This is a genomic window from Dolichospermum sp. LEGE 00246 (assembly GCF_015207865.1).
Lineage (GTDB): Bacteria > Cyanobacteriota > Cyanobacteriia > Cyanobacteriales > Nostocaceae > Dolichospermum > Dolichospermum heterosporum.
On record NZ_JADEWA010000397.1, the window covers coordinates 1 to 5,132 of the forward strand.

Annotated in this window: 6 protein-coding genes; 2 read left to right on the plus strand and 4 right to left on the minus strand. The window is 36.5% G+C overall.

Annotation, left to right across the window (positions count from 1 at the left end):
• Positions 1 to 402 precede the first annotated feature (402 nt).
• From IQ228_RS20640 to IQ228_RS20650, 3 genes are all read right to left on the minus strand, one after another.
• Positions 403 to 1,752, minus strand: coding sequence for an NYN domain-containing protein (locus IQ228_RS20640; RefSeq protein ID WP_193964224.1), 1,350 nt, complete (start codon positions 1,750 to 1,752; stop codon positions 403 to 405).
• Between the two features lie 68 nt (positions 1,753 to 1,820).
• Complete coding sequence (gene xseA / locus IQ228_RS20645; RefSeq protein WP_193964226.1) at positions 1,821 to 3,041, minus strand: exodeoxyribonuclease VII large subunit; 1,221 nt, start codon at positions 3,039 to 3,041, stop codon at positions 1,821 to 1,823.
• Positions 3,042 to 3,114: 73 nt separating this feature from the next.
• Positions 3,115 to 3,351, minus strand: coding sequence for a hypothetical protein (locus IQ228_RS20650; protein ID WP_193964228.1), 237 nt, complete (start codon positions 3,349 to 3,351; stop codon positions 3,115 to 3,117).
• Positions 3,352 to 3,715: 364 nt separating this feature from the next.
• On the opposite strand from IQ228_RS20650, the gene IQ228_RS26800 reads away from it, so the two are divergent.
• A complete protein-coding gene (locus IQ228_RS26800) occupies positions 3,716 to 4,012 on the plus strand; it encodes a hypothetical protein (protein ID WP_228043980.1) in 297 nt (98 codons plus the stop codon).
• Positions 3,999 to 4,142, plus strand: coding sequence for a hypothetical protein (locus IQ228_RS26805; protein WP_228043981.1), 144 nt, complete (start codon positions 3,999 to 4,001; stop codon positions 4,140 to 4,142). Before IQ228_RS26800 ends, IQ228_RS26805 begins: the two co-directional genes overlap by 14 nt.
• An 81-nt stretch (positions 4,143 to 4,223) precedes the next feature.
• Here the strand turns inward: IQ228_RS26805 and IQ228_RS20660 are convergent, their stop codons facing one another.
• Positions 4,224 to 4,508 carry a hypothetical protein gene (locus IQ228_RS20660; protein WP_193964230.1) on the minus strand — a complete coding sequence of 95 codons (285 nt, stop codon included), beginning with the start codon at positions 4,506 to 4,508 and terminating at the stop codon, positions 4,224 to 4,226.
• Positions 4,509 to 5,132: the final 624 nt, after the last annotated feature.

Consider the following 5,132-nt stretch of genomic DNA (forward strand, 5'->3'; position numbering starts at 1 on the left):
ACCCTAACCCTCCCCTTACTAAGGGGAGGGAACTGGATTTTTATTGTTACCCCCCTTTATAAGGGGAAAGGGGGGTAGCAATGTGATGAAAATTACGGGATACGACTTTTCAAACATCCTCTAAAGAAACGTAAAATCGCCCAAACCCTCTTCACTCTTGCCTTTTGCCTTGCCATAACGACAATTTTCAACGCCAACCTACTTATCTCGGTATTCTATGTTTCATCATCCCAATCAAATAAATCAGATAAGTAGTGAGACAGAATTAATTACACAATGTCATTGCGTTAGCGCAGCGTGGCGTTAGGCATATGGGACGAAGTAAAATAAAGCAATTCCAAGGGTTGTGATTGCTTCCCTTCCCTCGCAATGACTGTAAATATTTTTGTCCAATTACTTAAATCATAGTGCAGATTTTTTCACACCCACCTCCCATCTTTTACCTAGCTGCTGAATTTGCAAAGAATTACAAGAATGTAAAAACTTCACAAAACTACCACCAATCTGCAATTGTTTTATTTGTTCCGTAATCGGTTGACCATATTGCTGATAAAACTTACTACCCAAAATACTAATATCTACAAATTGCTGATTATCTAATTTACTTAAAGCTGTCAAAATATTTTTAATCGCCTGTTCTAAATCTGCGGCAGAATTAATAGCAGGTAATCCGCTTGATATTGTAGCTTTTACATTAGCTTGACTATCTTCTGATTGGATTTGTTGATGTTCAAAGATTGTGACATATAATTCAGATTTCTCATCAATTTGATGAATGACAATCTCAGATGGATAGTTAATAAATACATCTTTGGCTTTTTTACCAGGAAAATGATGAGCAATAATTTGACTAATAGTTAATTGATGTTTGCTTTTAAATAATTTAGACAGAATCGAAAGTTTCACCCAATAGCTAGCAGTTTGCTTTTGTTGTAATTTAATCAAACCCTTGATTTGAAAAATAAACTGCTCTATAGAAGGTATTTCTGGCGCAGGTTTCAGAGAATAATTAACAGTTTCATTGGTTGCACTATTAAATACCTTAATATTTTCTCCATGTTGACTAACTTGATAAACTAATATCCCATTTTGCTGTAACGTATTACATAAGTTGGTCATTACCTTATCTGAGGAACAAACAAACACTTCCTTAACATTAGGATAGCGCTCATGAATAGAAGAACCCACCGCAATCATTTTACCATCAGCATTATCTCTACCAGCAGGAACATGAATTAAATCATAGCCACGTTCATGTAATTCTACATCCAATTTTCCGCGATTTGACCAATTAGCAAAAGCAATTTTAACTTGTACAGGAGAATTACAAATTGTAGTTAAAAACTTTTCTGTATTCGTGTTCAGTTGTAAGTTTTCTGCATCTAAAAGCAAAATAGTTATATTTACAGATTGTCGTTGAAGTAAATGGTTAGCATTTACATCAATATTTTCGGAATTTAACTGCTCAATAACAGATATTAAATCTGATATTATTTGTGAATCAAAAGCTGCGGGAACAAGCACTGCTTTAAGTGATGATTGCAGTTTTTGTAATAATTCGTCCCAGCTTTGAGTTTGGCTGAGTATAGCTCTAAATTTTGCACTTAGAGCCGATTTATTTGTAGATATTTGCCAGTTAATAGTCCGATATTTTGCAATCAGTAATTCTGGTTGCTGTTGTTGAATGGCAATAATTGATTGACAAATCTCGACGGAAATTTTTTGTAGTAAGGCAGAATCATGATAGGACATAGCTTACATCATAGAGTAGAGCATCCTGGGCATAAAGTCTGAAGTCTGAAAATATACTTTTCCAGAATTTAACTTTCAGTAACTTCTATAACTTTAACTGTTACCTTACCTTGTGCCAACTGAATCACTAAATTTTCTCCTATAGTTAATTCTGATACAGAATGAGGAATTACACCATTTTCTGTTATCACTACTGCGTAACCACGCTGTAATACAGATTGAGGGTCAATACTAGCCAATTTTTGGCGTAACATTTCTAAGTGTTGATTGGCTTGTTGTAATTTTCCCGTTGTTACTTGTAATAATTGCCGCTGTTTCCAAGATAACTTGTCTCTTTCCTGTTCTACTTGTCTATCTAACCGCAATTGACGCAACCGATGTTTTAATCCTTGAAGTTGCTTTTCCCTAGCTGCTAATGATGAATTGACGGCTGTACACAAGCCAATAATTCGCTGTTGGTGTTGAATTTGTAAATCAGACAGTGACGGGACAACTGTTTCCGCTGCGGCTGTTGGTGTATGTACGCATGAATCAGCAACTAAATCTGTTAAGGATTCATCCCTTTGGTGTCCAATTCCTGTTATTACTGGTATTGGACAATTAGCAACAGCCATAACGACTCTTTCATCATTAAAACAAGCTAGTTCTTCAACAGCACCACCACCTCTCGATAAAATTAATACTTCTGCACGACCATCTTTTTTGACTCTTTCAATGGCTTTAACTATGGATGCTGGTGCTTGTTCCCCTTGCACTGTCGCGGGAGAAAATAAGATGTGTAAGCCGGGATATCTATGTTTGAGGGTTTTTTGAATATCACCCCAAGCGGCTGCTGTTGGGGACGTAATAACGGCGATAATTTGTGGATGTGGGGGAATATATTTCTTTCTTTCTGTATCAAATAGTCCCTCAGCCTGTAAGCGATTTTTTAGTTGTTGATAGCGTAACGCCTGTAAACCTACACCCGCGGGTAAGGCTTGCCATACTGTTAATTGATACTCTCCCCGTTGTGGATAAATGCGAATACTGCCTAAAATAATTAACTGTTCGCCAGCCACAGGCATTTGTGCCAATTTTGCTACTTGACTTTTCCAAGATACGCACTTAATAGAGGCTGTACTACCCGTATCTTTTAGTGTAAAAAATAACCCACTTTGGTGATGATTGGCGCTGGAAACTTCCCCAGTTACCCATACTTGTCTGAGAATTTCATCTTGTTCTAAGAGTAATTTTAGGTAGTCGGTTAATCCAGTTACGGAAAGGGCGGTATTAGAAAAGTCAAGGGTCATCCGATTTTAGATTTTAGATTTTGGATTAATTCTACTGATAAATTCTCTGGGTTTTAGCATTCAGAAATTATATTCACTGCGATGAATCAAAGGGAGACCAGACAGGAATTTCTGTGCAATTATTCAACATTTCCAATTCTTCTGGAGAAAGTTTTGAGGAATAATCATCTGTTGGGATGATTTTCTGTTGAGGATCTAAATTTTTGGTAAGTTGTTGAATATATTCTTGGAGATGTTCTACTATTTGTTTTTGGATATTTAAGGGTAAGGTTTCGATTAATGAAATTAAGGTTTGGATATGAGGTGACATATTGATAACTAAATTATTCTAATTGGGAAGAATTTAGTATACAGCGGTTATCACTGTTGATGCAATAAAACTGAGGGCGCAGACCCTGCGCCCCTACCTCCTGACTCCTGAATTCTCACTCTAATTCTTCCATACTTTTGATCACTTCTACCAATTTCTGAAGATGTGCTAATTCATGGGTAGCCATTACAGATATCCTAATCCGACTGGTGCTAACTGTGGGAGGAATAAGTAGTGAGACAGAATTAATTACACAATGTCATTGCGTAAGCGTTGCGTGGCGTTAGCCATATGGAACGAAGTGAAATGAAGCAATTCCAAGGGTTATGATTGCTTAATAGAGGATACACTATGGTTAAGGGCAATGGGAAAAGGCAAAACTCAAACTAAAGCTATCGGCAAAGTTGTTGAACTTTCACGAGAGAATAAATTGAATAAACTGGTAGCAATTTTCGCATCTTGGCAGAAAAATTTAGAATTGAATAGTGATGTTAATGATGAAGAAGTAAGGGAGTTAATTATGAGTTTATCACCAGCGTATCTAAAACAACGGGAAGAATGGAAACAACAGGGAATAAAAGAAGGAAGAAGGAAGACAGGAAGGACAACAAGACGGACAGCGTTTGATGGTAGAGAGTTTGTTAGCGGTGCGTTTTGGTAATTTAGATGAGGAGTTATCTGCTATTGTGACTCCAATGATGGAACTTTCTTTGACGGAAAGAACCCAGTTATTACTTAATTTATCTAATCTTTCCCGTGAGGAATTGTTAGCTAGGTTTAAAGTTGATTAAACCTATCGTAAAAAGGAGGTAAGAACCCCAACCCCCTCCCCGCAAGCCAGGAGGGGGCTATAATATTTTTAATCTTCATCATCAATCAGAATCTTGTTGTAAAATACGATTATTCAATCGCTCGTATTCATCCTCTAGTAGCCACATTTTCGCGGCTTCATAATTGTCACTGGCAAAGATGATTTTATAGTTTTGTGCAGGGTTATGGATACAGAATTTTCCTGATTGTTCTTTGACTAACATCAGAATATAAGGAGGAGATATCAACGTATCTACCCAGATTTCTGCAAACTCCCATTCAGTTTCTTGTTCTGATGTTTGAGAGATTTGAGTAGCTTGTACGGGGTTTTGTGCGAGGTATGACATGATATTTGTCTGTAGTTTTCTTAATTTTTATTTCACCGTAATGCAGGGGGATTTGAGTACCATCTGCTTTTAGTATATAACCAATTGGTTCAGCAAAATATAATCCATATCGCTCATATTTATCTTCTATATCTTCAGTTCCTGTAGGTTCTCCTCGGAGTTTTATTTCCGATGCAACTCTTTCCATTGTTTGTTGATCGTTAAATAAAAAAGCCATTCCTTCGGTTTCAAATTCTCTTTGGGTTTTTTTTTGTTCTGGGAAGATGTTTTTCAATAAGACTGGTTCTGGATTCTAAGGTAATTTCACGATCAATTCCGCTCATCTTGATTTATTATTACTGGCGATGAAATTATACGATAAAATTGTTATATTTTTATCAGGAATCAATACTGCTCGGTTAAGCCTCAAAAAGTCATTATATCCCACATTCCGCACCCTGAACTGTCACATATCAAAAAAGCCTAGCGAGTAGTACATAATAACTAAAAATCATTCCAAGGGTAAGAGGCTTAATGATAGTAAGTAGCATTAAGCTGGGCATGGAGTGAGAAAGTGGAACTTCGTAACGGGACTGAAAGAAAGAGAAAATTCGATATGATTAAAAAATTAATTGTTCACAAAAG